Origin of the sequence: Streptomyces californicus (genome assembly GCF_000717645.1) — a bacterium.
Taxonomy (GTDB): Bacteria; Actinomycetota; Actinomycetes; order Streptomycetales; family Streptomycetaceae; genus Streptomyces; species Streptomyces californicus.
On sequence record NZ_JNZZ01000013.1, the window covers coordinates 39,629 to 65,886 of the forward strand.

20 protein-coding genes are annotated in these 26,258 nt (G+C 71.6%); 6 read left to right on the forward strand and 14 right to left on the reverse strand.

Annotated features, from left to right (window positions below; all coding sequences use genetic code 11):
• Positions 1-88: 88 nt before the first annotated feature.
• Both IF19_RS0117865 and IF19_RS0117870 read right to left on the reverse strand, forming a co-directional pair.
• The gene (locus IF19_RS0117865; protein ID WP_030112913.1) at positions 89-1,339 is read right to left on the reverse strand and encodes a LolA family protein; all 1,251 of its coding nucleotides are present in this window, start codon (positions 1,337-1,339) and stop codon (positions 89-91) included.
• Between the two features lie 231 nt (positions 1,340-1,570).
• On the reverse strand, positions 1,571-2,581 hold the full coding sequence (locus IF19_RS0117870; protein ID WP_030112914.1) for a polyprenyl synthetase family protein: 1,011 nt from the start codon (positions 2,579-2,581) through the stop codon (positions 1,571-1,573).
• Between the two features lie 159 nt (positions 2,582-2,740).
• Here IF19_RS0117870 and IF19_RS0117875 point away from each other — a divergent pair, with 159 nt between their 5' ends.
• The 4 genes from IF19_RS0117875 to IF19_RS0117890 all read left to right on the forward strand — a co-directional run bounded on the left by IF19_RS0117875 (position 2,741) and on the right by IF19_RS0117890 (position 8,481).
• On the forward strand, positions 2,741-4,240 hold the full coding sequence (locus IF19_RS0117875; protein WP_030112915.1) for a peptide MFS transporter: 1,500 nt from the start codon (positions 2,741-2,743) through the stop codon (positions 4,238-4,240).
• 125 nt (positions 4,241-4,365) lie between these two features.
• Entirely contained in the window at positions 4,366-6,360 is a 1,995-nt protein-coding gene (locus tag IF19_RS0117880) for a CocE/NonD family hydrolase (protein WP_030112916.1), read from the forward strand.
• A 184-nt stretch (positions 6,361-6,544) separates the two neighbouring features.
• On the forward strand, positions 6,545-7,774 hold the full coding sequence (gene fahA / locus IF19_RS0117885; protein WP_030277649.1) for a fumarylacetoacetase: 1,230 nt from the start codon (positions 6,545-6,547) through the stop codon (positions 7,772-7,774).
• Positions 7,771-8,481 carry a GOLPH3/VPS74 family protein gene (locus IF19_RS0117890; protein ID WP_030112918.1) on the forward strand — a complete coding sequence of 237 codons (711 nt, stop codon included), beginning with the start codon at positions 7,771-7,773 and terminating at the stop codon, positions 8,479-8,481. The genes fahA and IF19_RS0117890 overlap by 4 nt, the downstream gene beginning before the upstream one ends.
• Positions 8,482-8,571: 90 nt before the next feature.
• On the opposite strand, the gene IF19_RS0117895 is transcribed toward IF19_RS0117890, so the two are convergent.
• The gene (locus tag IF19_RS0117895) at positions 8,572-8,973 is read right to left on the reverse strand and encodes a VOC family protein (protein ID WP_030112919.1); all 402 of its coding nucleotides are present in this window, start codon (positions 8,971-8,973) and stop codon (positions 8,572-8,574) included.
• A gap of 88 nt (positions 8,974-9,061) precedes the next feature.
• On the opposite strand from IF19_RS0117895, the gene IF19_RS0117900 reads away from it, so the two are divergent.
• Together IF19_RS0117900 and IF19_RS0117905 are read left to right on the forward strand one after the other, a co-directional pair.
• Positions 9,062-10,045, forward strand: a complete 984-nt coding sequence (locus IF19_RS0117900; protein ID WP_030112920.1) for a tetratricopeptide repeat protein — start codon at positions 9,062-9,064, stop codon at positions 10,043-10,045.
• Between the two features lie 111 nt (positions 10,046-10,156).
• Positions 10,157-10,768: a Uma2 family endonuclease gene (locus IF19_RS0117905; protein WP_030112921.1), complete on the forward strand. Its 612-nt coding sequence runs from the start codon at positions 10,157-10,159 to the stop codon at positions 10,766-10,768.
• 33 nt (positions 10,769-10,801) lie between these two features.
• Here the strand turns inward: IF19_RS0117905 and recQ are convergent, their stop codons facing one another.
• From recQ to nuoE, 11 genes are all read right to left on the reverse strand, one after another.
• Positions 10,802-12,937: a DNA helicase RecQ gene (gene recQ / locus IF19_RS0117910; RefSeq protein WP_030112922.1), complete on the reverse strand. Its 2,136-nt coding sequence runs from the start codon at positions 12,935-12,937 to the stop codon at positions 10,802-10,804.
• Between the two features lie 175 nt (positions 12,938-13,112).
• Positions 13,113-14,777, reverse strand: coding sequence for an NADH-quinone oxidoreductase subunit NuoN (nuoN, locus tag IF19_RS0117915; RefSeq protein ID WP_170757341.1), 1,665 nt, complete (start codon positions 14,775-14,777; stop codon positions 13,113-13,115).
• A complete protein-coding gene (locus IF19_RS0117920) occupies positions 14,774-16,345 on the reverse strand; it encodes an NADH-quinone oxidoreductase subunit M (protein ID WP_030112924.1) in 1,572 nt (523 codons plus the stop codon). The genes nuoN and IF19_RS0117920 overlap by 4 nt, the downstream gene beginning before the upstream one ends.
• 4 nt (positions 16,346-16,349) lie before the next feature.
• The gene (gene nuoL, locus IF19_RS0117925) at positions 16,350-18,245 is read right to left on the reverse strand and encodes an NADH-quinone oxidoreductase subunit L (RefSeq protein ID WP_030112925.1); all 1,896 of its coding nucleotides are present in this window, start codon (positions 18,243-18,245) and stop codon (positions 16,350-16,352) included.
• Between the two features lie 12 nt (positions 18,246-18,257).
• Complete coding sequence (nuoK, locus tag IF19_RS0117930) at positions 18,258-18,557, reverse strand: NADH-quinone oxidoreductase subunit NuoK (protein ID WP_007451729.1); 300 nt, start codon at positions 18,555-18,557, stop codon at positions 18,258-18,260.
• A complete protein-coding gene (locus tag IF19_RS0117935) occupies positions 18,554-19,423 on the reverse strand; it encodes an NADH-quinone oxidoreductase subunit J (protein ID WP_030112926.1) in 870 nt (289 codons plus the stop codon). Before IF19_RS0117935 ends, nuoK begins: the two co-directional genes overlap by 4 nt.
• A complete protein-coding gene (gene nuoI / locus IF19_RS0117940) occupies positions 19,420-20,118 on the reverse strand; it encodes an NADH-quinone oxidoreductase subunit NuoI (RefSeq protein ID WP_063751390.1) in 699 nt (232 codons plus the stop codon). Before nuoI ends, IF19_RS0117935 begins: the two co-directional genes overlap by 4 nt.
• Positions 20,111-21,514 (reverse strand): NADH-quinone oxidoreductase subunit NuoH, encoded by a 1,404-nt coding sequence (gene nuoH / locus IF19_RS0117945; RefSeq protein ID WP_030112928.1) that lies wholly within the window; start codon positions 21,512-21,514, stop codon positions 20,111-20,113. The genes nuoI and nuoH overlap by 8 nt, the downstream gene beginning before the upstream one ends.
• The gene (locus IF19_RS0117950) at positions 21,511-24,021 is read right to left on the reverse strand and encodes an NADH-quinone oxidoreductase subunit G (RefSeq protein WP_030277650.1); all 2,511 of its coding nucleotides are present in this window, start codon (positions 24,019-24,021) and stop codon (positions 21,511-21,513) included. The genes nuoH and IF19_RS0117950 overlap by 4 nt, the downstream gene beginning before the upstream one ends.
• A complete protein-coding gene (gene nuoF / locus IF19_RS0117955; RefSeq protein ID WP_030112931.1) occupies positions 24,018-25,394 on the reverse strand; it encodes an NADH-quinone oxidoreductase subunit NuoF in 1,377 nt (458 codons plus the stop codon). The genes IF19_RS0117950 and nuoF overlap by 4 nt, the downstream gene beginning before the upstream one ends.
• Positions 25,394-26,233: an NADH-quinone oxidoreductase subunit NuoE gene (nuoE, locus tag IF19_RS0117960; protein ID WP_030112932.1), complete on the reverse strand. Its 840-nt coding sequence runs from the start codon at positions 26,231-26,233 to the stop codon at positions 25,394-25,396. Before nuoE ends, nuoF begins: the two co-directional genes overlap by 1 nt.
• Positions 26,234-26,258: the final 25 nt, after the last annotated feature.

Consider the following 26,258-nt stretch of genomic DNA (forward strand, 5'->3'; position numbering starts at 1 on the left):
TCACAGGTCCGCCCCGCCCCGCGGATGCGGGACGGGGCGGAAACCGGAGGAGCGGAAGACCGGAAGACCGGACGACCGGCGGAACGTCCTACCGGGCGGCCGCGTCGGCGGCGCGCACCAGCGCGTCCTTCGTGACCGCGCCGACGTACACCGAGCCGTCGTCCGTCAGCAGGGCGTTGACCAGGCGCGTCGTGAAGACCGTGCCCGAACCGAACTTCCCGGTGACCTTGTCGCCGAGCGCGTCCAGGAAGCCCTGGGCCTCCGCCGGGACCTCGCCCGACTCCGCGGAGGGCAGGCCCTTGCCCCCGGGGGCCTTGATCTCGGCGATCGAGGTCCAGCCCTCCCCGATGACGTTGAAGCCCTCCTCGCCGGCGAGGCCCTCCAGCTCGGCGAGCTGACCGGGGAGCGCCTTCTGCGCCGCGCCGTGCTCGTCCTTGCCGGTCTCCAGCTCGTCGGCCTCGGTCACCTTGGCGCCCGCAGGCGGGGTGAAGGCGAACGTGGACGCGGCGGGCCTGGAGAAGTCGACCTTGGTGAACCCGGCGTCCACCACGGCCTTGCCGCCGCTCGCCGCGGAGAGCGTGAACTTCAGCGGTACGCCGTTCTCGGCGTCCACGGCGATCCGGATCGAGCCGACCGTGGAACCGGACTGCTTCGGCTTGATCAGGAGCTGGTACGCGTCCCGCCCGGCGACCTGCGCCGTGCCGTCCACGGTGACCGAGGTGGTGTCGCCGACCGTCGCGAGCGCCTGCTCGGCGAAGTCCTTCGGGGTGGCGGCGGCGCCCTTCGGGGCCTTCTCCGCGTGCTCACCGGCGTCCCGGCCCTCGGGGGCCTCGGCGTGGTAGACCTCGTCGGACCCGTTCTCGTAGGCCCAGACCTCGCCCTGGTCGTGGATGACGCTGTACTCGGACGACGAGCCGAGGATGGAGAGCTTCTGGCGCTCCGGGCCGTCGGCCGCCACCCGCAGCGTGTGCGTGCCGGACGTCAGCTCCATGAGCTTGTCCTGCGGGGCCGCCGTGCCGCCGCCCTTGCCGCCGCGCTCCCCGCCCGGGACGAGCGCGCCGGCGAGGCCGTCGAGGGGCAGCCCCAGGTCGGTGCTGATCTTGAACGTGCCGGAGAGCTGCTCCTCGTCGGAGGCGGCGATCTTCTCGACGAGTTCCTGCGCGCTGATCTTCGGCAGGTCCGGGTCGCCGGTGTTCGCGAGCGCCGGGACGAGGCCGATGGTCGCGGCCGCCACCCCGGCGACCGCGACGGGGACGATGTAGCGCGACGCCTTCCGGCGGCCTCCCCCGACAGTGCTCGTGGCCTCGCCGGTGGTCTCTGCGCTGTCGTTGGGTGCCATGGTGTGCCCTACCTCCGTGGTCGGCGGCTTCCGTTGGTAACCATCTGACCAAATCGGACGGCTCGAAGCGTCAGCCCGGGGAATCAACTCCGCCTACTGCTCCGGTATGACAACCGGATGGGGCAGGTACGCCGCCCCGTAGGGGGCAGGCCCCCGCACGGCTGACCCGCCGTCACGCCTCTCGCGTACCCCGGGCGGAGCCCCGTACACCGCGCCGGAACACCGTGGGGCTCAGCCCGCGCGGTGCACCACCGTGTCGCACAGCTCCTCCAGCGCGGACTTCGCGTACCCCTCGGGCAGCGGCGCCAGCGTGGCGCGCGCCTCCTGGGCGTAGCGCACGGTGTCCTGGCGGGCCTGCTCCAGCGCCGGGTGGGCGCGCAGCCGGCGCAGCACCTCGGCCAGCGCCTCGTCACTGCTCAGGTCGGAGTCGAGCAGCTCGACGAGCTCCAGGTCGTCGGGCTTGCCGTCGGCCGCCGCCTGGGCGCGCAGCCGCAGGACCGGAAGGGTCGGGATGCCCTCGCGCAGGTCGGTGCCGGGCGTCTTGCCGGACTCGTGGGAGTCGGAGGCGATGTCGAGCACGTCGTCGGCGAGCTGGAAGGCGATGCCGAGCCGTTCCCCGTACTGGGTGAGCACGTCCACCGTCCGCTCGTCGGCCCCGGACATGAGCGCGCCGAACCGGCCGGACACGGCGACGAGCGAGCCGGTCTTGCCGCTGAGCACGTCCAGGTAGTGGTCGCCCGGGTCGCGCCCGTCGCGCGGGCCCGCCGTCTCCAGGATCTGGCCGGTGACCAGGCGCTCGAACGCCTCCGCCTGGATGCGGACGGCCTCGGGGCCGAGGTCGGCCAGGATGTGGGAGGCGCGGGCGAAGAGGAAGTCGCCGGTGAGGACGGCCACCGAGTTGCCCCAGCGGGTGTTGGCGCTGGGCACGCCACGCCGGACGTCGGCCTCGTCCATCACGTCGTCGTGGTAGAGCGTGGCGAGGTGCGTCAGCTCGACGACGACGGCGGCGGGGACGACCCCGGGGGCGTCCGGATCGCCGAACTGTGACGCGAGCATGACCAGCAAGGGGCGGAACCGCTTGCCGCCGGCCCGCAACAGGTGCTGGGCGGCTTCCGTGATGAAGGGGACATCGCTCTTGGTGGCTTCGAGCAGACCTGCCTCGACAGCGGCCAGGCCCGACTGGACATCGGCCTCAAGAGCCTGGTCCCGCACGTGCAGTCCGAACGGCCCGACGACGGTCACGAGGGCATCTCCTGTCTGCTGACGATCACACGCAATGTCGATGTGTCGCTGTCTCTCTTCGCTGCTTCAGCGTATCCGGTCCGCTGTGGATCACCGTGGGCGGCTTCCCATGACCGCCGGTATGTTCGGCATCAGCTCATACGATCAGGAGTAGCCGCTTTGTCCCACAGCACCGCCGGTACCGCGCCGGACCAGCCCGCGCCCCAGGACGACCACGCCTTCTTCGGCCAGCCACGGGGGCTGATGACCCTGTCCGGGCTGGAGGTCTGGGAGCGGTTCTCGTTCCTCGGCATGCAGGCCATCCTGGTGCTGTTCTTCGCCGACACGGTGGCCCACGGCGGCATGGCCATGGACCCGGGGACCGCCGCCTCGGTCTCCGCCGCGTACGGGACGCTGGTCTACCTGGTCTCCGTCGCGGGCGGCTGGCTCGCCGACCGCATCCTCGGCTCGTACCGGGCGGTGCTGTACGGCGGCATCCTCATCGCCTGCGGCCACTACTGCATGGCCGTCCCCACCGACGCCATGACCTGGGTGGGCCTCGGCCTGATCAGCGCCGGAACGGGCCTGCTCAAACCCAATGTGGCCTCCATGGTCGGCAAGCTGTACCGGACCGACGACGAGCGGCGCGACGCCGGGTTCGCCCTCTACTACATGGGCATCAACATCGGCGCGTTCGCCGGTCCGCTGGTCACCGCCTGGCTCGGCGAGCACTGGAGCTGGCACTGGGGCTTCTCGGCCGCCGCGATCGGCATGACCTTCGGGCTGATCCAGTACGTCGCGGGCCGCCGTCACCTGGCCGGGCGCAAGCACGCCGCCGAGTTCGCGCTGGCCCCCGCGGCGATGCGCCGGGCGGTGCGGCTGATCGTCGGCGGTGCGGTCGCGGTCGCGCTGGCGGCCACCGCCCTGGCGCTCGCCGGCTGGCTGACGATGGACCGGTTCGTGGACGTCCTGACCGTCATCTCGGTGATCGCGCCGGTCGTCTACTTCGTGGTGATGTTCCGCTCCCCCCGGGTCACCCCCGAGGAGCGCGGCAGGCTCCGCCCGTACGTCGTCCTCTTCCTCGGCTCCGTCGTCTTCAACTTCATCCTCTTCCAGGCGTACTCGACGATGATGCTGCTCGCGTCGACCAACGCCCGCACCGAGATCCTCGGCTTCACCTTCCCGGCCGGCTGGTACGCCTCCGCGCTCGGCGCCTTCGAGGTCGCGCTCGCCCCGGTCGTCGCCGCCGTCTGGGCGCGGATGGGGACCCGCCAGCCGCACGCCTCCAACAAGATCGCCTTCGGGGTGATCCTCGGCGGGCTCTCCTTCCTCCTGATGGTCCTGCCGACCTCCGGGCACGCGGACGACACGTACCGCATGGCGGCCTGGTGGATCGTCGGCTCGTACCTGCTGCTCGGGCTCGGCGACGTCCTGCTGGAGACCTCGGGCATGTCCGCCACCACCAAGCTCGCCCCGAAGGCGTTCGCGAGCCAGACGATGGCGCTCTGGTTCCTCTCGCTGGCCCTCGCCAACGGCATCCAGGCCCAGATCGTGAAGCTGTACGGGGAGGTCTCCAACCCCGCGTACTTCGGCGTCAACGGGGCCGTCGCCGTGGCGGCCGGCATCGCGATGATCGCCGCCGCCCCCTGGCTGAAGCGCACGATGCACCCGGTCCACTGACTCCCACCCGTATGCCGCTCTCCCGCCCGCACACCGCGACCCCACCCGTATGCCGCTCGCCGGCCCGTACGCCGCGCAGCGTCCCCCCACCGACCCGACACCCCGTCCCCCACCGAGGTGGCCCCATGAACATCACGACCGACTTCCCGTACGAGACCACCCGCGAGGACGTGTACATCCCGCTGCCCGACGGCACCCGGCTCTATGCCCGGATCTGGCGGCCGCTGACCGAGGAGCCGGTCCCCGCCCTGCTGGAGTACCTGCCCTACCGGCTCAGCGACTGGACCGCCCCCCGCGACTGGCAGCGCCACCCCTGGTACGCGGGCCACGGCTACGCCTCCGTACGGGTCGACGTGCGGGGCCACGGCAACAGCGAGGGGCTGCCGGGCGACGAGTACGACGCGCAGGAGCTCCAGGACGGGGTGGCCGTCATCCACTGGCTGGCCCAGCAGGAGTGGTGCTCGGGCCGGGTCGGGATGTTCGGGATCTCCTGGGGCGGCTTCAACTCGCTCCAGATCGCCGCGCTCGCCCCCGAGCCGCTGAAGGCGATCGTCACCGTCTGCTCGGCCGACGACCGCTACGACAACGACGTGCACTACATGGGCGGCTCGGTCCTCGCCGTGGACATGCACGCCTGGGCGGCCACCATGCTCGCCTTCGTCTGCCGCCCGCCGGACCCGGCGCAGGTCGGCGACGCGTGGAAGGAGATGTGGCTCCGGCGGCTGGAGGCCGTCGACCCCTTCATCCACACCTGGCTCGCCCACCAGAGCCGCGACGCCTACTGGAAGCACGGCAGCGTCTGCGAGGACTACGGCGCGATCAAGGCGAACGTGCTCGCGGTCGGCGGCTGGCACGACCCGTACCGGGACACCGTCCTGCGGCTGGTGGAGCACCTGGACCCGGGGCAGGTGCGCGGGATCATCGGGCCGTGGTCGCACCAGTACCCGGACCGGGGGCTGCCCCCGGGGCCCGCGATCGGCTTCCTCCAGGAGACGCTGCGCTGGTGGGACCAGCACCTCAAGGGCAAGGAGACGGGCGTGATGCGGGAACCGCTGCTGCGGTCCTGGATCAGCGGCCCGCACCCGCCCGCCACGGTGTACGAGACGCTGCCGGGCCGCTGGGTCGGGGACGCCTCCTGGCCCTCGGAGAACGTCACCCCGGTGGCGTACGCCCTCCAGGGCGGTGAGCGGATCGTCGCGTCGCCGCAGCAGACCGGGCTCGACGCGGGCCGCTTCTTCCCGTTCGGCAACGACGCGGACCTGCCGCCGGACCAGCGGGACGAGGACGCCAAGTCGGTGTCGTTCGAGTTCCCGGTGACGGACGCGCCGATCGAGATCCTCGGCCGGCCCCGGGTGAAGCTGCGGCTGCGGATGGACGTGGAGCGCGGCCAGGCCGTCGCGCGGCTCTGCGACGTGGCGCCCGACGGCTCCTCCACGCTCATCACCCGGGGCGTCCTCAACCTCGCCGCCCGGCACGGCCGCGACCGCACCGACGCCTGGCCGCCGGGCGAGACCGAGGACGTCGTCTTCGACCTCAACGGCATCGGGCACACCTTCGCCCCCGGCCACCGCATCCGGATCGCGGTCTCCTCCGCGTACTGGCCGTGGATCTGGCCCCAGGCGGGGTCGGCGGGCTTCACCCTCGACGCGGACGGCAGCTTCGTCGAGCTGCCGGTGCGCCGCCACACCGAGGACCCGGCGATCACCTTCGGCGAACCGGAGCAGTCCGAACCGCTCGGCGTGGTCCACCCCGTCACCCTGGAGGAGCCGCGCCCCGAACGCCTCGTCGTCCGCGATGTCGCCCGGGGCGAATGGCGGCTGGAGGTGGACCCCCGCTACGGCGGTACGCGGGTCTACCCCGACGGCCTCGAATTCACCGAGGACGCCCTGGAGACGTACACGATCCAGCAGGACGACCCGCTCTCCGCGCGCACCCGCTCCGACTGGCGGATCCGGCTGCACCGGCCGGAGGCGGGCTGGGACGTGGAGATCGAGACGCGCTCGGAGATCGCCGCCGACGAGCACGACTTCATCACGTCGAACGAGGTGGTGTGCAAGGACGGCGAGGAGGTCGTCTTCCACCGCACGTGGGAGAAGCGCATCCCGCGCACGGCGGGCTGAGCCGCCTCCGAGGGCCCCCGGTTCCTCCCCGGGAGCCACCTTCGACGGCCCCCGGGGAGATCTCCGGGGGCCGTCGAACTTTCCGGGCAATAGGTGCAGTTGAGGACAGTCAGGGCCTGCCGCCGGGTAGGAGCCCCGACGTAACGTGTCCCCTAACACGACCTGGAAAGCGAGGCAGCACCACATGCCCGAGCAGAGCAGCCCGCTCGACCTGGCCGAGGGCGACCCCTTCGGCCCGCACAACCTTCCGTACGGTGTGTTCTCCGCCCCCGACCACCCCGGCGTCCGCCGGGTCGGCGTCCGCATCGGCAACCACGTGCTGGACGCCGGGGCCGCCGCCCACGCGCTGGGCTCCCCGTACGCGGGGCTGCTCGCGCAGCCGAGCCTGACCCCCCTGCTCGCGGCGGGCCGCACCGCCTGGAGCGATGTGCGCCGCGCGCTCACCGCCTGGCTGACCGTCCCCGCCCACCGCGCCGACATCGAGCCGCTGCTGCACCCGGTGGACGCGGTGACGCTGCACCTGCCGTACGAGGTGGCGGACTACGTCGACTTCTACGCGAGCGAGCACCACGCCACCAACGTCGGGAAGATCTTCCGGCCGGACGGCGACGCGCTCACCCCCAACTGGAAGCACCTGCCGATCGGTTACCACGGCCGGTCCGGAACCGTCGTCGTCTCCGGCACCGACGTGGTGCGCCCGAACGGCCAGCGCAAGGCCCCCAGCGACCCGGCGCCGGTCTTCGGCCCCTCGGTGAAGCTCGACATCGAGGCCGAGGTCGGCTTCGTCGTCGGTGTCCCCTCCGCGCACGGCGCCCCGGTGCCGCTGAACGGCTTCCGCGAGCACGTCTTCGGCCTCTTCCTGCTCAACGACTGGTCCGCGCGCGACCTCCAGGCGTGGGAGTACGTGCCGCTCGGCCCGTTCCTCGGCAAGTCCTTCGCGACGTCCGTCTCCGCCTGGGTCACCCCGCTGGAGGCCCTGGACGCGGCGCGCACCGCCCCGCCCGCCCGGGACTTCCCGCTCCTGCCCTATCTCGACGACGCCGGGGAGGAGGAGCCGGGCGGCTTCGACATCCGGATCACCGTGGAGATCAACGGGCAGGTCGTCGCCGAGCCGCCGTTCGCCTCGATGTACTGGACGGCGGCCCAGCAGCTCGCCCACATGACGGTCAACGGCGCGTCCCTGCGCACCGGCGACCTGTACGGCTCCGGTACGGTCAGCGGCCCCGAGCCCGGCCAGCGCGGCTCGCTCCTGGAGCTGACCTGGAACGGCAGCGAGCCGCTCGAACTGGCCGAGGGCAAGCGGACGTTCCTGGAGGACGGCGACACGGTCACACTGACCGCCTGGGCCCCGGGGCCGCACGGCACCCGCGTCGGCCTCGGCGACGTGACCGGAAGGATCACCAGCGCGCCATGACGGACGACGCCTCCGCGCTGACGCTGCCCGAGGAACTGCTCCTGCTGACGCTGGACACCGAGCGCGGCAGGCCCCTCGGCAACCGCTCCTTCCTGCGGTACGCGGTGGCGGGCGCGGCCCTCGCCGAGCTGGAGCTCCAGGGCCTGATACGCGAGGAGCGCGGCCGGGTCCAGGTGGTCACCCCCCTGGGCCCGGCCCACCCCGTGCTGTCCACGCTGCTGGGCACCCTCGGCGCACCGGCCAGGAGGAGCCGCTTCTTCTCCGGCACCAGCCCCAGGGTCTGGACCCGCCAGTACGCCCGCAACGCCGAGGAACTCCACCTGGCCCACCTGGTCGAACGGGGCCTCCTGCGCCGCGAGGCCCGGCGCGTCCTCGGCGTCTTCCCCTCCCTGCGGCACGTCCCCGGCGACCCCGACCTGACGGGCGCGACCCGGTGGCGCTTCGGCCAGGCGGAGGCCCGGGACTTCCCGGACGCGCGCAGCCGCGCCCTCGCGGGCCTGGTCTCGGCGGCCGGCCTCGCCGGAACCCTCACCACCACGGGCCGAGAGGGCCGCTCGGCGATGAGGACCGCCCGCCGCACCCACTGGATCGCCTCGGCCGTCCACCAGAACGTCCGCCAGAGCCGGTCGAGCAGCGCCGGGGGCGGCGGAGGCGGCTGGAGCGACGGGGGCGGCGGAGCCGGCTGTGGAGGGGGCGGCGGGGACTGAGGGCCGTGGGGGTGGCGGCGGGGGCTGAGGGGCGTGGGAGTCCGAGGGCTGTGGGGCGCCCGGCCGGAGGGCCGCCCCGGTGACGGCGTCTCAGGGCCAGGTGGGGCCCTCGTCGGTCCAGACGACGCCCTTGTTGCGGCAGAGGCAGAAGGGGTGGCCGATCGGGTCGGTGTAGACGCGCCAGCCGTAGCCTTCGGGACCGATGAAATCCTGGCGGAGGGTCGCGCCGAGGGCCAGGACGCGGCGCTCCTCGGCCTCGATGTCGTCCACCTCGAAGTCGAGGTGGAACTGCTTCGGGTGCTCGCCGTCGGGCCACAGCGGGGCCCGGTAGTCGTCGACCCGGATGAAGGCGAGTTCGACCTCGCCGAACGCGATGCCGGCCCAGTCCTCGTCGCTGCCCTTGTTGACCGGTCGGCCCGTCACCTCGGAGTAGAAGGACGCCAGTTCCCTGGTGTCCGGGCAGTCGATGATGAAGTCGGTGAGTCTCAGCATCCGGTGATCGTGCCACAGGGCCCGGCGGGCCGATCACGGCCGGTACCCGGGGGCTCCGGGGCCCTCGGCCGCGGGTACGCTCCCGGTCATGTCGAATCAGTCCGTGGCGGCGGGAGTCGGTCTCGCCGGGGTGATGGCGCACTGCGGGGGAAACCCGGTGGCCGCCGTGGAGCTCCTGGTGGGGGCGGTCGCCTCGTCGCCGGCGGCCCCGGAACCGTACGCCTCCCTCGCCGGGCTGTGGCGGGAGCGCCGCCCGGAACTGGAGGCGGGTCTGGCGGGGAACGGCTCCGTCAGCGCCGTCACGGCCCAGGCGTACTTCTTCTTCCTCGACGGGAACATGGACGACGCGGCGATGGCCCTCGGCTCGGTCACCGGTGCGCGGCCGGACGTGGCGTGGGGCGCGGCGCCCTGGTTCAGCGACGAGCGGTTCCTGGACGAGGTGAGCCCCGAGGCACTGGCCGAGGCGTGCCTGCGGACGCTGGACTACGGCCACGACCTGGACACCGACGCCATGCGGGAGCGGTTCGCGCCGTGGTTCCACGCCGTCGAGGCGGTCGGCGGGCGCAGCCCCGTTCCGGAGTCGCCGGCGGCCATGTCCCGGCTGCCCCGGGCCTGCGGCCGCTACGACCTGGCCTTCGCCCTGTGCGACCGCGCCGACGCCATCGAGCCGGTCATGTGGACCGCCGTCGCCCGGGGGTCCACCTGGCGTGTGATGGGCGATCTGGACCGGGCCGCCGCCGCCTTCGACAGCGCGATCGCGCTGGACCCCGCCAACTGGTCCCTCTTCCTGGACCTCGCGGACATCCGCGCCGAGCAGGGCGACTTCGCCGCGGCGGTGGAGCTGGCCGGACGCGGTCTGGAACACGGGCCCGACGAGATCGCCCTGCGCGCCGCCCACGCCGCCTACCGCACCCGCCTGTCCGGCTCGCCCGACGACCTGAAGGCCCTGATCGCCCTGGCCCCGGACCTGCCGCCCTCCCCCTACCGCAACCAGCTGATCGACCACGCCTGCGCGGGGCCGAAGCTCCCCCGCCTGCTCGTGGCCATGGCCCGCCGCTTCCGGGCGAAGTGAGAACACGCAGGTCAGCGACGCGGGGGCCGTTCACACGTTCGGGTCATCCTCATCCGGTTCCCGGCGGATACGCTGGTCGGGTCCGCGAGACTCCTCCCCATGGGAGCAATGATGAGCATCGAACCCGAGGCGTCCCAGCCGCGGTGGGCGGTCCCGCCCGAGGGCGGCTGGACTGCCGATGACCTGGACACACTCCCGAATCTGCCTCCGCACACGGAGCTGATCGACGGGAGTCTCGTTTTCGTGAGTCCGCAGACCCTTTTCCATTCGCGAGCGGTCGACTTCTTCAACTGGCAGCTGCAGTCCTTGGTACCGCCCGATCTGGAGGTCGTGCGCGAGTTCACCATCGACATCGACCGCTACAACCGCCCCGAACCCGATGTGATCGTCATCGACGGTGCCGTCATCAAGGACCCGGACCAGACCCGGTTCCCCGCCGAGGCGGTCCGCCTGGCCATCGAGGTCGTCTCACCGGAGTCCCGCTCCCGCGACCGGGAGACCAAGCCCGTGAAGTACGCCCGCGCGGCCATCCCCCACTACTGGCGGGTGGAGAACCACGACGGGCGTGCGGTGGTCTACGTCTTCGAGCGGGAACCGGCCACCGGTACGTACACCTCGACCGGGATCTTCCACGACCGGATGAAGGTGTCGGTGCCCTTCGCCGTGGACCTGGACCTGACGGCGATCACGCCCCGTCGCCGGGCGGCGGAGCCGGAGGCGTAGACGCCCCTCCTCGGCCCTGCCGCCCGGTGCGGCTCACTCGTACTCGGGCGGTTCCTCGTCCCAGGCGAACTCGGGGTCGCCGTACTGCTGCGCCGGGGCGGCCGGCGTCTGCGGACGGGCCGGGGCCGGGCGCGACGCGGGAGCCGGAGCGGCCTGGGCCTGGGCTTGCGGACGGGCGGAGGCTGGCGCCTCGCGCGGCGCGGAGGCTGGCGCCTCGCGCGGCGCGGAGGCCGGGGCCGGGGATGTCTCCGAGGGCCCTCCCGGGGACGTCTCGGCCAGGACCTCCAGCACGCCCTCCCCGTACGTCGCGAGCTTCTTCTCGCCCAGGCCGCTGATACCGCCCAGCTCCCCGATCGTCGTCGGGTGGACGGTCGCGATCTCCCGCAGCGTCGCGTCGTGGAAGATCACGTACGCGGGGACGCCCTGCTCCTTCGCGGTCGCCCCGCGCCAGGCGCGCAGCGCCTCGAAGACCGGGACGGCGGATTCGGGGAGGTCGGCGGCGGCCGCCTTGCCCTTGCCGCCCCGGGAGCCGCCCGCCGAGGACGTCGAGCGGGTCGTGGGCTTCTTCGGCTCCTTGCGGAGCAGCACCTCCCGCTCGCGGCCGAGCACGGTCGCGCTCTCGTCGGTCAGGACCAGCGTGCCGTACTCCCCCTCGACGGCGAGCAGCCCCTGCGCGAGGAGCTGGCGGACCACGCCGCGCCACTCCGCCTCGGCCAGCTCCTCACCGATGCCGAAGACCGAGAGCTGGTCGTGGTCGAACTGGATGACCTTCGCGGTCTTGCGGCCGAGCAGGATGTCGATGATCTGGCCCGCGCCGAACTTCTGGTTCCGCTCGCGCTTGAGCCGCACCACCGTGGAGAGCAGCTTCTGCGAGACGACGGTGCCGTCCCAGGTCTCCGGCGGGGTGAGGCAGGTGTCGCAGTTGCCGCAGGCGGGGGCCGTGGGCTCCTGGCCGAAGTAGGTGAGCAGCTGGGCCCGGCGGCACTGGACCGTCTCGCACAGGGCCAGCATCGAGTCCAGGTGGGAGGCGGCCCGGCGGCGGAACGCCTCGTCGCCCTCGCCGCCCTGGATGAGCTTGCGCTGCTGGACGACGTCCTGGAGCCCGTACGCCATCCAGGCCGTCGACGGCTCCCCGTCGCGGCCCGCGCGGCCGGTCTCCTGGTAGTAGCCCTCGACGGACTTGGGCAGGTCGACGTGGGCAACGAAGCGGACGTCCGGCTTGTCGATGCCCATGCCGAACGCGATCGTCGCGACGACGACGAGCCCCTCCTCGCGGAGGAACCGCGCCTGGTGCGCGGCGCGGGTCCCGGCGTCCAGGCCCGCGTGGTAGGGCACGGCCTCCACGCCGTTGCGGCTGAGGTACTCCGCGATCTTCTCCGTGGAGTTGCGCGAGAGGCAGTAGACGATGCCCGCGTCCCCGGCGTGCTCCTCCTTGAGGAAGGAGAGGAGCTGCTTCTTGGGCTCGGTCTTCGGCACGATCCGGTACTGGATGTTCGGCCGGTCGAAGCTGGCGACGAAGTGCTTCGCGTCCGGCATGGAGAGCCGGCGGGTGATCTCCTCGTGCGTGGCGTTCGTCGCGGTCGCCGTCAGGGCGATGCGCGGTACGTCCGGCCAGCGCTCGCCGAGCACGGACAGGGCCAGGTAGTCCGGGCGGAAGTCGTGGCCCCACTGGGCGACGCAGTGCGCCTCGTCGATGGCGAAGACGGAGACCTCGCCGCGGGCCAGCAGGGAGAGCGTGGAGTCCAGCCGCAGCCGCTCGGGCGCCAGGTAGAGGATGTCCAGCTCGCCCGCGAGGAACTGCGCCTCCATCGAGCGGCGCTCGTCGAAGTCCTGCGTGGAGTTCATGAAGCCGGCCCGGACGCCGAGCGCGCGCAGGGCGTCGACCTGGTCCTGCATGAGGGCGATCAGCGGGGAGACGACGACGCCGGTGCCCCGGCGGACCAGCGACGGGATCTGGTAGCAGAGGGACTTCCCGCCGCCGGTCGGCATGAGCACGACCGCGTCGCCGCCCGCCACCACGTGCTCGATGATCTCGCCCTGCTCACCGCGGAACGACTCGTAGCCGAAGACGCGGTGCAGTGTGCGCCGCGCCTCGCTCTCGGCGCCCGCGCCGGTGCCGCCGTCGGTCTCGGTGTCGGTGCCGGTCACCGTCCCGGTGGTCCCGTCCATGCTCACGTCCCATGCTTGTGCTCTGTGCCCCGTGGGTCCGCACGCCCGGCCCCGGCCCGTCCTGCTCTCGTCCCCGTCCACGATAGGCGGAGGCAACGACAACGCCGGACGGTCTGTGGATAACCGACCGTCCGGCGCTGCCGTCGCTCATACTGCGGGGCTCCCCCGCGCGGGGCTACCGCACGAAGACCCCCGCCTGGCTCGCCAGGTCCAGGAAGTACTGCGGGGCCAGGCCCAGCACCAGGGTGACGGCGACGCCGACCGCGATCGTCGTCATGGTCAGCGGGGACGGGACGGCGACCGTGGGGCCGTCCGCCTTCGGCTCGCTGAAGAACATGAGGACGATCACGCGGATGTAGAAGAACGCCGCGACGGCCGAGGAGATCACACCGACGACGACCAGCGCCCCGGCCCCGCCCTCGGCGGCCGCCTTGAACACCGCGAACTTGCCGGAGAACCCGGAGGTCAGCGGGATGCCCGCGAAGGCCAGCAGGAACACCGCGAAGACCGCAGCGACCAGCGGCGAGCGGCGGCCGAGCCCGGCCCACTTCGACAGGTGGGTGGCCTCGCCGCCCGCGTCCCGCACCAGCGTGACGACGGCGAACGCGCCGACGGTCACGAAGGAGTAGGCCAGCAGGTAGAAGAGGACCGAGGAGATGCCCTCCGGGTTGGCCGCGATGACGCCGGCGAGGATGAAGCCCGCGTGCGCGATCGAGGAGTAGGCCAGCAGCCGCTTGATGTCGGTCTGGGTGATCGCGACGATCGCTCCGGCCAGCATCGTGACGATGGCCACCGCCCACATGACCGGCCGCAGGTCCCAGGTGAGGCCCGGCAGCGCCACGTACAGCAGGCGCAGCAGGGCGCCGAACGCGGCGACCTTCGTCGCGGCGGCCATGAAGCCGGTGACCGGGGTCGGGGCGCCCTGGTACACGTCCGGGGTCCACATGTGGAACGGGACCGCGCCGACCTTGAAGAGCAGGCCGGTCAGGATCATCGCGCCGCCGATGAGCAGCAGCGCGTCGTTGCCCATGGTGTCGGCGAGGGCCGGGTCGATCTCCAGGACCGAGCCGTCGACGACCTTGGCGATCTGGGCGTACGACAGGGAGCCGGAGTAGCCGTAGACGAGGGCGATCCCGAAGAGCATGAACGCGGAGGAGAACGCGCCGAGCAGGAAGTACTTCACGGCCGCCTCCTGCGACATCAGCCGCTTGCGGCGGGCGACGGCGCACAGGAGGTAGAGCGGGAGCGAGAAGACTTCCAGCGCGATGAAGAGGGTCAGCAGGTCGTTGGCGGCCGGGAAGACCAGCAGCCCCGCCACCGAGAAGAGCAGCAGCGGGAAGACCTCGGTGGTGGTGAAACCGGCCCGCACCGCGGCCTTCTCGCCCTCACCGCCGGGGACGGACCCGGGCTGGGCGGCGAACGAGTCGACGTGGTTGCCGCCGCTGCCGGGGTCGAGCCGGCGCTCGGCGAAGGTGAACACCGCCACCATGGCGACCAGGAGGATGGTGCCCTGGAGGAACAGGGTGGGCCCGTCGATCGCGATGGCGCCCATGGCCGCGATCTGCGCCTTCGTGGTGCCGTACCCGCCGGCGGCGAGGCCGACGATCGCGGCGAACGAGGCGGCGACCGCCACCACGCTCAGGAAGAGCTGGGAGTGGTACCGGGCCCGGCGCGGCACGAACGCCTCCACCAGGATGCCGAGGACGGCCGCGACCACGATGATCAGGACCGGCATGAGCTGGGTGTACTCGATCTTCGGCATGGTGAACGAGTCGCCCGGCGCCGCCGATGTCACCCCGCTCGCCGTCGTCCACAGACTGTGGACAGCTGTTGCGCTCACTTGGCGGCCTCCACCTCGGGCTGGGGGTCCTTCTTCTGTACGTCGGACATGGTGTGCTCCACCGCCGGGTTGACGACCTCGGTGAGCGGCTTCGGGAAGACGCCCAGGAAGATCAGCACGGCGATCAGCGGGACCGCGACCGCCAGCTCACGGGCCTTGAGGTCCGGCATGGAGCGGACCGATTCCCGCACCGGGCCGGTCATCGTGCGCTGGTAGAGGACCAGGACGTAGAGCGCGGCGAGCACGATGCCGGAGGTGGCGATGACGCCGGCCACCGGGTACGCGCTGAACGTGCCGACCAGGACCAGGAACTCGCTGACGAACGGGGCGAGTCCGGGCAGCGACAGGGTGGCGAGTCCGCCGATGAGGAACGTCCCGGCCAGCACGGGGGCGACCTTCTGCACCCCGCCGTAGTCCGCGATGAGCCGCGAGCCGCGCCGGGTGATGAGGAAGCCGGCGACCAGGAGCAGCGCGGCCGTCGAGATGCCGTGGTTGACCATGTAGAGCGTGGCGCCCGACTGGCCCTGGCTCGTCATCGCGAAGATGCCGAGGATGATGAAGCCGAAGTGCGAGATCGAGGCGTAGGCGATGAGCCGCTTGATGTCGCGCTGGCCGACCGCGAGGAGCGCCCCGTACACGATGGAGATCAGCGCCAGGGTGATGACCACCGGCGTCGCCCACTTGCTGGCCTCCGGGAAGAGCCCGAGGCAGAAGCGGAGCATCGCGAAGGTGCCGACCTTGTCGACGATCGCGGTGATCAGCACGGCGACCGGGGCGGTCGCCTCGCCCATCGCGTTGGGCAGCCAGGTGTGCAGCGGCCACAGCGGGGCCTTCACCGCGAAGGCGAAGAAGAAGCCGAGGAACAGCCACCGCTCGGTGCTGGTCGCCATCTCCAGGGAGCCGTTGGCGCGGGCCTCGGCGATCTCGGAGAGCGAGAAGCTGCCCGCGACCACGTAGAGGCCGATGACCGCGGCCAGCATGATCAGCCCGCCGGCCAGGTTGTAGAGGAGGAACTTGACCGCCGCGTACGAGCGCTGGGTTGCGGCGCTCTCGTCGGTGCCCGCGTGGGCCCGGTCGCCGAAGCCTCCGATGAGGAAGTACATCGGGATGAGCATGGCTTCGAACAGGATGTAGAAGAGGAAGACGTCGGTGGCGACGAACGACAGGATCACCATGGCCTCGACCATGAGGATCAGGGCGAAGAAGCCCTGCGTCGGGCGCCAGCGCGTGGACGTCGTCTCCAGGGGGTCCGCGTCGTGCCAGGCCGCGGCGATCACGAACGGGATCAGCAGCGCGGTGAGGCCCAGCAGCGCCACCCCGATGCCGTCGACGCCCAGTTCGTAGCGGACGCCGAAGTCGGCGATCCAGGCCCGGGACTCGGTGAGCTGGTAGCGGTCGCCGCCCGGCTCGAAGCGGAGGAAGACGACCGCCGCCAGGACGAGCGTGCCCAGCGAGAAGAGCAGCGCGAGCCATTTGGCCGCGGTGCGCCGCGCGGCGGGGACGGCGGCGGTGGCGATCGCGCCGATCGCCGGGAGCGCCGCCGTCGCGGTCAGGAGGGGAAAGGACATGTGATCAGACCGCCCTCATCAGCAGGGTCGCGGCGATGACGACCGCCGTACCGCCGAACATCGAGACCGCGTAGGTGCGGGCGTAGCCGTTCTGGAGCTTGCGCATCCGGCCGGAGAGCCCGCCGACCGACGCGGCCGTGCCGTTGACGACGCCGTCGACCAGGGAGTGGTCCACGTAGACCAGCGAGCGGGTGAGGTGCTCGCCGCCGCGGACCAGGACCACGTGGTTGAAGTCGTCCTGGAGGAGATCGCGGCGGGCGGCCCGGGTGAGGACCGAGCCGCGCGGGGCCACGACCGGGACCGGCTTGCGGCCGTACATCGCCCAGGCGATGCCGACGCCGACGAGCAGGGCCACGACGGTGGCCCCGGTGACCGTGGCCGCGCTCAGCGGGGAGTGCCCGTGGTCGTAGCCGGTGACCGGCTCCAGCCAGCTCACGAACCGGTCGCCGATCGCGAAGAACCCGCCCGCGAACACCGAACCGAAGGCCAGCACGATCATCGGGATCGTCATCGACTTCGGGGACTCGTGCGGGTGCGGCTCGTGTCCCTCGGCGTCGGGCTGCCAGCGCTTCTCGCCGAAGAACGTCATCAGCATCACGCGCGTCATGTAGAACGCGGTGATCGCGGCGCCCAGCAGAGCCACGGAGCCGAGGATCCAGCCCTCGGCGCCGCCCTTGGCGAAGGCCGCCTCGATGATCTTGTCCTTGGAGAAGAAGCCGGAGAGGCCGGGGAAGCCGATGATGGCCAGGTAGCCGAGGCCGAAGGTGATGAAGGTGACCGGCATGTACTTCCGCAGGCCGCCGTAGCGGCGCATGTCGACCTCGTCGTTCATGCCGTGCATGACGGAGCCCGCGCCGAGGAAGAGCCCGGCCTTGAAGAACCCGTGCGTCACCAGGTGCATGATCGCGAACGCGTAGCCGATGGGGCCGAGGCCGGCGGCCAGGATCATGTAGCCGATCTGCGACATCGTCGATCCGGCCAGCGCCTTCTTGATGTCGTCCTTCGCGCAACCGACGATCGCACCGAACATCAGGGTGACCGCGCCGACGATGACGACGACGAGCTGGGCGTCCGGGGCGGCGTTGAAGATCGCGCCGGAGCGGACGATCAGGTAGACGCCGGCGGTGACCATGGTCGCGGCGTGGATGAGGGCGGAGACCGGGGTCGGGCCCTCCATCGCGTCGCCGAGCCAGGACTGCAGCGGCACCTGGGCCGACTTGCCGCAGGCGGCCAGCAGCAGCATCAGGCCGATGGCCGTCAGCTTGCCCTGGCCGGTCTCGCCCGCCGTCTCCAGCACCGGCCCGAAGGCGAAGGTGCCGAAGGTGGTGAACATCAGCATGATGGCGATCGACAGGCCGATGTCACCGACCCGGTTGACCAGGAACGCCTTCTTCGCGGCGGTGGCCGCGGAGGGCTTGTGCTGCCAGAAGCCGATGAGCAGGAACGACGCCAGACCGACGCCCTCCCACCCGACGTACAGCAGCAGGTAGTTGTCGGCGATGACGAGGATGAGCATCGCCGCGAGGAACAGGTTCAGGTAGCCGAAGAAGCGGCGCCTGCGCTCGTCGTGCTCCATGTAGCCGATGGAGTAGATGTGGATCAGCGTGCCCACACCGGTGATGAGCAGGACGAACGTCATCGACAACTGGTCGAGCTGGAAGGCGATGTCGGCCTGGAAGCCCTCCACCGGAATCCAGCTGAACAGGTGCTGGTGCAGGGCCCGGTCCTCGGCGCCCTTCCCCAGCATGTCGGTGAAGAGGATCAGTCCGACGACGAACGAGGCGGCGGCCAGGACGGTGCCGAGCCAGTGGCCCGTCCGGTCCAGCCGGCGGCCGCCGCAGAGCAGGACCGCCGCTCCGAGCAGGGGCGCCGCGACGAGCAGCGCAATCAGGTTCTCCACGTTTCCGACCCCTTACAGCTTCATCAGGCTGGCGTCGTCGACCGAGGCCGAGTGGCGGGAACGGAACAGCGACACGATGATCGCGAGTCCGACGACGACTTCCGCGGCGGCGACGACCATCGTGAAGAACGCGACGATCTGCCCGTCGAGGTTGCCGTGCATCCGGGAGAACGTGACGAGCGCCAGATTGCAGGCGTTGAGCATCAGCTCGACGCACATGAACACCACGATCGCGTTCCGCCGGATCAGCACCCCGGAGGCGCCGATCGCGAACAGCAGGGCCGCGAGGTAGAGGTAGTTGACCGGGTTCACTTGGCGGCCTCCGAATTCTCCGCAGCGGCGGCGGGGCCCGCCCCGCGCGTCACGGCGTCCGCGTCCTCGCGCCCGAGCCGCTCCCCGGAGCGCTGCTCCAGGGCCTTGAGGTCGGCGAGGGCCTCCCGCGAGACGTCGCGGACCTGGCCGCGCTCGCGCAGGGTCTGCATGACGGTCAGCTCGGACGGCGTGCCGTCGGGGAGGAGACCGGGGATATCCACCGCGTTGTGCCGGGCGTAGACGCCGGGGGCGGGGAGCGGCGGCAGGTGCTTGCCCTCGCGGACCCGCTGCTCGGCCATCTCCCGCTGGGTCTTGGCCCGTTCGGTGCGCTCGCGGTGCGTGAGCACCATCGCGCCGACGGTGGCGGTGATGAGCAGGGCGCCGGTGATCTCGAAGGCGAAGACGTACTTGGTGAAGATGAGGTTGGCGAGGCCCTCGACGTTGCCCCCGTGCCGGGCGTTGGCGGCGCCCAGCCCGTTGAACGTGGAGAGCGAGGCGTTGCCGATGCCGCCGATCAGCAGGACGCCGAAGCCGAGGGCGCACCCGAGGGCCAGCCAGCGCTGCCCCTTGAGGGTCTCCTTGAGGGAGTCCGCGGCGGTGACGCCGACGAGCATGACGACGAAGAGGAACAGCATCATGATCGCGCCCGTGTAGACGACGATCTGGACGATGCCGAGGAAGTACGCCCCGTTGGCGAGGTAGAACACCGCGAGGACGATCATGGTTCCGGCGAGTGAGAGCGCGCTGTGCACGGCCCTCTTCAGCAGGACCGTGGAGAGCGCCCCGATCACGGCGACGGTGCCCAGGATCCAGAACTGGACGGCCTCGCCGGTCGAGGTGGCGGTGGCTGCGGCCAGCGCGTTCACGCGCCCACCCCCTTGTCGTGCCGGGTGGCGTCGGCGGCCCGGGTGGACTCGACGGGGTCCTCGTCGAGCTTGTCCGACGCGCCCTTGGAGACGGCTTGCTGGGGGACGGTGCCGGGGGCGGCCTCGGTGACCAGGCCCCGGTAGTAGTCCTGTTCGTCCATGCCGGGGTAGATCGCGTGCGGGCTGTCGACCATGCCTTCCTCCAGGCCCGCGAGCAGCTCGTCCTTGGTGTAGATGAGGCTTTCGCGGGTGGTGTTGGCCAGCTCGAACTCGTTCGTCATCGTCAGCGCCCGGGTGGGGCACGCCTCGATGCAGAGTCCGCACAGGATGCAGCGCGCGTAGTTGATCTGGTAGACGCGGCCGTAGCGCTCGCCCGGGGAGTAGCGCTCCTCCTCGGTGTTGTCCGCGCCCTCCACGTAGATCGCGTCGGCGGGACAGGCCCAGGCGCACAGCTCGCAGCCGACGCACTTCTCCAGGCCGTCCGGGTGGCGGTTGAGCTGGTGGCGGCCGTGGAAGCGGGGCGCCGTCACCTTCGGCGTCTCCGGGTACTGCTCGGTGAGCCGCTTCTTGAACATGGCCTTGAAGGTCACGCCGAAGCCGGCCACCGGGTTCTGGAACTTCTCGCCCGACCCCTCCGCCCGGCCCGAGGACCCAGCGGATTCCGATGAGCCCGTGAGCTCTGGTTTCTCAGACACCGCCGGCCTCCTTTCCGTCACTCGCGTTTCCGTCACTCTGAGTATCCGGCCCGCCACTGACAACGAGCTCCCGCTCCCGCCGCGGCGTGCGCCTGGGCACCGGCGGCAGGGTCTGTCCGGGCAGCGGCGGCACCGGGAACCCGCCCGCCATCGGGTCGAAGGCGGGCTCCGGTCCGGCCGCCTCCGCCTCGGTCCGGTTCTTCCGGTCGCGGAACATGTCGACGACGAAGGAGATCAGCAGCACCGCGATCACGGCCGCCCCGACGTACAGCACGATCCGGGAGAAGTCGTAGCCCTCGTTGCGCAGCGCGCGGACGGTGGCGACGAGCATCAGCCAGACCACGGAGACCGGGATGAGGACCTTCCAGCCGAGCTTCATGAGCTGGTCGTAGCGGACCCGGGGCAGGGTGCCGCGCAGCCAGATGAAGAAGAAGAGGAGCAGCTGGACCTTGAGGACGAACCAGAGCATCGGCCACCAGCCCTGGTTCGCGCCCTCCCAGAAGGTGCTGACCGGGTACGGGGCCCGCCAGCCGCCCAGGAAGAGGGTCACGGAGACCGCGGAGACGGTGACCATGTTGACGTACTCGGCGAGCATGAACATCGCGAACTTGATCGAGGAGTACTCGGTGTTGAACCCGCCGACGAGGTCGCCCTCGGACTCCGGCATGTCGAACGGCGCGCGGTTCGTCTCCCCGACCATCGTGATGATGTAGATGATGAAGGAGACCGGCAGCAGGACGACGAACCAGCGGTCCGCCTGCGCCTCCACGATCGCCGAGGTCGACATCGACCCGGAGTAGAGGAAGACCGAGGCGAACGCGGCGCCCATCGCGATCTCGTAGCTGATCATCTGGGCGCAGGAGCGCAGACCGCCGAGGAGCGGGTACGTCGATCCGGAGGACCAGCCCGCCAGGACGAGGCCGTAGATGCCGACCGAGGCGACCGCGAGGATGTAGAGCATCGCGATCGGCAGGTCGGTGAGCTGCATCGTCGTACGGTGGCCGAAGATCGACACCTGGTTGTCGGCGGGGCCGAACGGGATGACCGCGATCGCCATGAACGCCGGGATCGCCGCGACGATCGGGGCCAGGATGTAGACGGCCTTGTCGGCCCGCTTGACGATGAGGTCTTCCTTGAGCATCAGCTTGATGCCGTCGGCGAGCGACTGGAGCATGCCCCAGGGGCCGTTGCGGTTGGGGCCGATGCGCAGCTGCATCCAGGCGACGACCTTGCGCTCCCACACGATGGAGAACAGCACGGTCACCATCAGGAACGCGAAGCAGAAGACCGCCTTGACGACGACCAGCCACCAGGGGTCGGTGCCGAACATCGAGAGATCCTCGGCGGCGAGGACGGCGCCCTCGGGCGCCGTCGTGAGTGCGGCGAGGCCAGTCACGCTCGTACCTCCGATGGTTCGACGGGAGCGCCGGGTGCGGCGGCCGGGCCGATCCGCACCAGGCCGCCCGGGTTCACTCCGGTGTCGGCGGGGATGCCGCGTCCCACGGAGTTCAGCGGCACCCAGACCACCCGGTCCGGCATGTCGGTGACGGCGAGCGGCAGTTCGACGGTGCCGGCCGGGCCGGTGACGGCGAGCGGGTCGCCGTCCTTGACGCCGGTCTCGGCGGCGGTGGCCGCCGACAGCCTTGCGACGGCCGCGTGCCGGGTCCCGGCGAGGGCGGTGTCGCCCTCCTGGAGCCGGCCGAGGTCGAGCAGCATGCGGTGGCCGGCGAGGACGGCCTCGCCGTCGCCGGGCCGGGGCAGCGGCCGGGCGGCCTCGCGCGGGTCGTCCGCGCGTCCGCCCTCCCAGCCGCCGAGCCGGTCCAGCTCGCGGCGGGCGGAGGCCAGGTCCGGCAGCGCGAAGTGCACGTCCATGGCGTCGGCCAGCATGTGCAGCACCCGCAGGTCGGTCGGGGCGAGCGTCCGGGTCATCTGCTCGGGCTTGAGCGCCGCCTCGAACATCCGGACCCGGCCCTCCCAGTTGAGGAAGGTGCCGGACTTCTCCGCGACGGCGGCGACCGGGAAGACCACGTCCGCGCGGGCGGTGACCGCGGTCGGCCGCAGCTCCAGCGAGACCAGGAAGCCGACCTCGTTCAGCGCCTGGAGGGCGCGGTTCGGGTCGGGCAGGTCCTCGACGCCGACCCCGGCGACGAGCAGCGCGCCCAGTTCGCCGGTGGCCGCGGCCTCGATGATCCGGCCGGTGTCGCGGCCGGGGCGGGAGGGCAGTTCGGCCAGCCGCCACAGCGCCGCGACCTCGTCGCGGGCGCGCGGGTCGGTGGCGGGGCGGCCGCCGGGCAGCAACGCGGGCAGCGCGCCCGCCTCCACCGCGCCCCGGTCGCCCGCCCGGCGCGGGATCCACACCAGGCGCGCGCCGGTGGCGGCGGCGGTGCGGATCGCGGCGGACAGCGCTCCGGGCACCCCGGCCAGCCGCTCGCCGACGATGATCAGGGAGTGCTCGGCCCGCAACGCCTCGGCGGCGGCGGACCCTTCGGCGTCCAGGCCGACGCCGCCCGCGAGCGCGTCGAGCCACTCGGTCTCGGTGCCGGGGGCGGCGGGCAGCAGGGTGCCGCCCGCCTTCTCCAGGCCGCGGGTGGCGTGCGAGGCGAGTGCGAAGGTCTTCTGACCGGCCTTGCGGTGGGCCTTGCGCAGCCGCAGGAAGACGCCGGGGGCCTCCTCCTCGGACTCGATCCCGACGAGGAGGACCGCGGGGGCCTTCTCCAGCGCGGTGTACGTGACGCCCTCGCCGTCCAGGTCCCGGCCGCGTCCGGCGACGCGGGCGGCGAGGAAGTCGGCCTCCTCGGCGCTGTGGACCCGGGAGCGGAAGTCGATGTCGTTGGTGGCGAGGGCGACCCGGGCGAACTTGCCGTACGCGTAGGAGTCCTCGACGGTGAGCCGGCCGCCGGTGAGGACGCCGGTACGGCCGCGGGCGGCGAGGAGCCCGGCCGCGGCGGCCTCCAGCGCCTCGGGCCAGCTCGCCGGTTCCAGCTCGCCCGCGGCGTTGCGGACCAGCGGGGTGGTGAGGCGGTCGCGCTGCTGGGCGTAGCGGAAGCCGAACCTCCCCTTGTCGCAGATCCACTCCTCGTTGACCTCGGGCTCGTTGGCCGCGAGACGGCGGACGACCTTGCCGCGCCGGTGGTCGGTGCGGGTGGAGCAGCCGCCCGAGCACTGCTCGCACACCGAGGGGGTGGAGACCAGGTCGAAGGGGCGGGAGCGGAACCGGTACGCCGCCGAGGTGAGCGCGCCGACCGGGCAGATCTGGATGGTGTTGCCGGAGAAGTACGACTGGAAGGGGTCGCCCTCGCCGGTGCCGACCTGCTGGAGCGCGCCGCGCTCGATCAGCTCGATCATCGGGTCGCCCGCCACCTGGTTGGAGAACCGGGTGCAGCGCGCGCAGAGCACGCACCGCTCGCGGTCCAGCAGGACCTGGGTGGAGATCGGGACGGGCTTCTCGAAGGTCCGCTTCTTCCCCTCGAACCGGGAGTCGGCGCCGCCGTGCGACATCGCCTGGTTCTGGAGCGGGCACTCGCCGCCCTTGTCGCAGACGGGGCAGTCGAGCGGGTGGTTGATCAGCAGCAGCTCCATCACGCCCTTCTGCGCCTTCTCGGCGACAGGGGAGGTGATCTGCGACTTGACGACCATGCCGTCGGTGCAGGTGATGGTGCAGGAGGCCATCGGCTTGCGCTGGCCCTCGACCTCGACGATGCACTGGCGGCAGGCGCCGGCGGGGTCGAGGAGCGGGTGGTCGCAGAAGCGCGGGATCTCGATGCCGAGGAGTTCGGCGGCGCGGATGACCAGGGTCCCCTTGGGGACGCTGATCTCGATGCCGTCGATGGTCAGCGTGACCAGGTCCTCGGGCGGGACCGCCGCCTCGCCGCCCCCGGAGGGCGCACTCGTGGTGACTGTCATGCGTTCACCCCCCGGTGAGCGTTCGTGCCGTCGGTGTTCGTGTCGTCGGCCCAGGCCGTGGACCGGGCGGGGTCGAAGGGGCAGCCCTTGCCGGTGATGTGCTGCTCGTACTCCTCGCGGAAGTACTTGAGCGAGGAGAAGATCGGCGAGGCCGCGCCGTCGCCGAGCGCGCAGAACGACTTGCCGTTGATGTTGTCGGCGATGTCGTTGAGCTTGTCGAGGTCGGCCATCTCGCCCTTGCCGGCCTCGATGTCGCGCAGGAGCTGGACGAGCCAGTACGTCCCCTCGCGGCAGGGCGTGCACTTGCCGCAGGACTCGTGGGCGTAGAACTCGGTCCAGCGGGTGACGGCCCGCACCACGCAGGTCGTCTCGTCGAAGCACTGGAGCGCCTTGGTGCCGAGCATGGAACCGGCGGCTCCGACGCCCTCGTAGTCGAGGGGGACGTCGAGGTGCTCCTCGGTGAACATCGGGGTGGAGGAGCCCCCTGGGGTCCAGAACTTGAGCCGGTGGCCGGCGCGCATGCCGCCGCTCATGTCGAGGAGCTGGCGGAGCGTGATGCCGAGCGGGGCCTCGTACTGGCCGGGGCTGGTGACGTGGCCGCTGAGCGAGTAGAGCGTGAAGCCCGGGGACTTCTCGCTGCCCATCGACTTGAACCAGTCCTTGCCCTTGTTCAGGATCGCGGGAACCGAGGCGATGGACTCGACGTTGTTCACCACAGTGGGGCAGGCGTACAGACCGGCGACCGCGGGGAAGGGAGGTCGCAGCCGAGGCTGGCCACGCCGTCCTTCGAGAGAGTCGAGCAGCGCGGTTTCCTCACCACAGATGTACGCACCGGCGCCCGCGTGCACCGTGAGTTCCAGATCGAGTCCCGAACCGAGGATGTCCGTCCCCAGATAACCCGCCTCGTACGCCTCTCGGACCGCCTCGTGCAGCCTGCGCAGCACGGGGACGACCTCACCCCGCAGATAGATGAACGCGTGCGACGAACGGATCGCGTAGCAGGCGATCACGATGCCTTCGATGAGGCTGTGCGGGTTGGCGAAGAGGAGCGGGATGTCCTTGCAGGTCCCCGGTTCCGACTCGTCGGCGTTGACCACCAGGTAGTGCGGTTTGCCGTCGCCCTGCGGGATGAACTGCCACTTCATCCCGGTGGGGAAGCCGGCGCCGCCGCGTCCGCGCAGACCGGAGTCCTTGACGTACGCGATGAGTTCGTCGGGGTCCATGGCGAGCGCCTTGCGCAGGCCCTCGTACCCCTCGTGGCGGCGGTAGGTCTCCAGGGTCCAGGACTCGGGCTGGTCCCAGAAGGCGGAGAGCACGGGGGCGAGCAGTTTCTCGGGGCTCGTCCCGTTGTGGATCTCGGCTGCCAACGTCATCACTCCCCCTCCTCGGCTGCGGGCCCGGCCGGGTGCTCCGGGTCGGACGCCGAGGTCTGCTGCGGTGCGTCGTGCGAGCTGAGGCGCTCGGCCGGCGACGGATCGTGGACCTGCGCACTGTGCGGCTGCGTGTCCTGGGGCTGTCCGGCGCGCGGGGCGACCACGCGCGCCTTGGGCGGCGCCTCGCCCTTGGCGAGCTTGAGCCCGATGAGGGAGGCGGGGCCCGCGCCGCCGGTGGCCTCGACGGCGCCGGGGCGCTCGTCGGGGAAGCCGGCCAGGATGCGGGCGGTCTCCTTGTACGAGCAGATCGGCGCGCCCCGGGTGGGCTCGACGGTGCGTCCGGCGATCAGGTCGTCGACGAGCCGGGTGGCGCTCTCGGGGGTCTGGTTGTCGAAGAACTCCCAGTTGACCATCACGACGGGGGCGAAGTCGCAGGCGGCGTTGCACTCGATGTGTTCGAGGGTGACCTTGCCGTCCTCGGTGGTCTCGTTGTTGCCGACCCCGAGGTGCTCCTTGAGCGTGTCGAAGATGGCGTCGCCGCCCATGACCGCGCAGAGGGTGTTGGTGCAGACGCCGACCTGGTAGTCGCCGCTGGGCCTGCGCCGGTACATGGAGTAGAAGGTGGCGACGGCGGTGACCTCGGCGGTGGTGAGGTCGAGCGTCTCGGCGCAGAAGGCGACGCCCGTACGGGAGACGTACCCCTCCTCGGACTGCACGAGGTGCAGCAGCGGCAGGAGGGCGGAGCGGCTGCCGGGGTAGCGGGCCAGCACCTCCTTCGCGTCCGCGTCGAGCCGGGCGCGCACCTCGGCCGGGTAGGGGGTGGCGGGGAGCTGCGGCATCCCCAGACTGACGTCTTGGCGTGAG

Excerpts from the sequence above, each read along its gene's own strand:
- IF19_RS0117865 (WP_030112913.1), bottom strand. The coding sequence starts at position 1,339 with ATGGCACCCAACGACAGCGCAGAGACCACCGGCGAGGCCACGAGCACT.
- IF19_RS0117880 (WP_030112916.1), top strand. The coding sequence starts at position 4,366 with ATGAACATCACGACCGACTTCCCGTACGAGACCACCCGCGAGGACGTG.
- fahA (WP_030277649.1), top strand. The coding sequence starts at position 6,545 with ATGCCCGAGCAGAGCAGCCCGCTCGACCTGGCCGAGGGCGACCCCTTC.
- IF19_RS0117890 (WP_030112918.1), top strand. The coding sequence starts at position 7,771 with ATGACGGACGACGCCTCCGCGCTGACGCTGCCCGAGGAACTGCTCCTG.
- IF19_RS0117895 (WP_030112919.1), bottom strand. The coding sequence starts at position 8,973 with ATGCTGAGACTCACCGACTTCATCATCGACTGCCCGGACACCAGGGAA.
- IF19_RS0117900 (WP_030112920.1), top strand. The coding sequence starts at position 9,062 with ATGTCGAATCAGTCCGTGGCGGCGGGAGTCGGTCTCGCCGGGGTGATG.
- IF19_RS0117905 (WP_030112921.1), top strand. The coding sequence starts at position 10,157 with ATGAGCATCGAACCCGAGGCGTCCCAGCCGCGGTGGGCGGTCCCGCCC.
- recQ (WP_030112922.1), bottom strand. The coding sequence starts at position 12,937 with ATGGACGGGACCACCGGGACGGTGACCGGCACCGACACCGAGACCGAC.
- IF19_RS0117920 (WP_030112924.1), bottom strand. The coding sequence starts at position 16,345 with ATGTCCTTTCCCCTCCTGACCGCGACGGCGGCGCTCCCGGCGATCGGC.
- IF19_RS0117950 (WP_030277650.1), bottom strand. The coding sequence starts at position 24,021 with ATGACAGTCACCACGAGTGCGCCCTCCGGGGGCGGCGAGGCGGCGGTC.
- nuoF (WP_030112931.1), bottom strand. The coding sequence starts at position 25,394 with ATGACGTTGGCAGCCGAGATCCACAACGGGACGAGCCCCGAGAAACTG.
- nuoE (WP_030112932.1), bottom strand. The coding sequence starts at position 26,233 with ATGCCGCAGCTCCCCGCCACCCCCTACCCGGCCGAGGTGCGCGCCCGG.